Here is a 523-nt window from a genome sequence, read left to right on the forward strand (position 1 = left end):
CTTTGTGATTCATGACTGGGGTGAAGTCGTAACAAGGTAACCGTAGGGGAACCTGCGGTTGGATCACCTCCTTACCTTAAAGAACTGTTCTTTGAAGTGCTCACACAGATTGTCTGATGAAAAGTAAATAGCAAGGCGTCTTGCGATTGAGACTTCAGTGTCCCCTTCGTCTAGAGGCCCAGGACACCGCCCTTTCACGGCGGTAACAGGGGTTCGAATCCCCTAGGGGACGCCAGCGTTCAAACTGATGAGGTCAAACCTCCAGGGGACGCCACTTGCTGGTTTGTGAGTGAAAGTCACCTGCCTTAATATCTCAAAACTGACTTACGAGTCACGTTTGAGATATTTGCTCTTTAAAAATCTGGATCAAGCTGAAAATTGAAACACAGAACAACGAAAGTTGTTCGTGAGTCTCTCAAATTTTCGCAACACGATGATGAATCGCGAGAAACATCTTCGGGTTGTGAGGTTAAGCGACTAAGCGTACACGGTGGATGCCCTGGCAGTCAGAGGCGATGAAGGG

The 523-nt window shown here is 48.0% G+C and carries 1 tRNA gene and 1 rRNA gene; both read left to right on the plus strand.

Annotated elements, in window-relative coordinates:
- Nucleotides 1–74: ribosomal RNA gene (locus ACLJPQ_RS22470) — 16S ribosomal RNA — on the plus strand; the annotation flags it as partial.
- 85 nt (nucleotides 75–159) lie between these two features.
- Nucleotides 160–235 (plus strand) — tRNA-Glu (locus ACLJPQ_RS22475).
- The last annotated feature ends 288 nt before the right edge of the window (nucleotides 236–523 follow it).

This window comes from Salmonella sp. SAL04213 (genome assembly GCF_046550535.1).
Lineage (GTDB): Bacteria > Pseudomonadota > Gammaproteobacteria > Enterobacterales > Enterobacteriaceae > Salmonella > Salmonella enterica.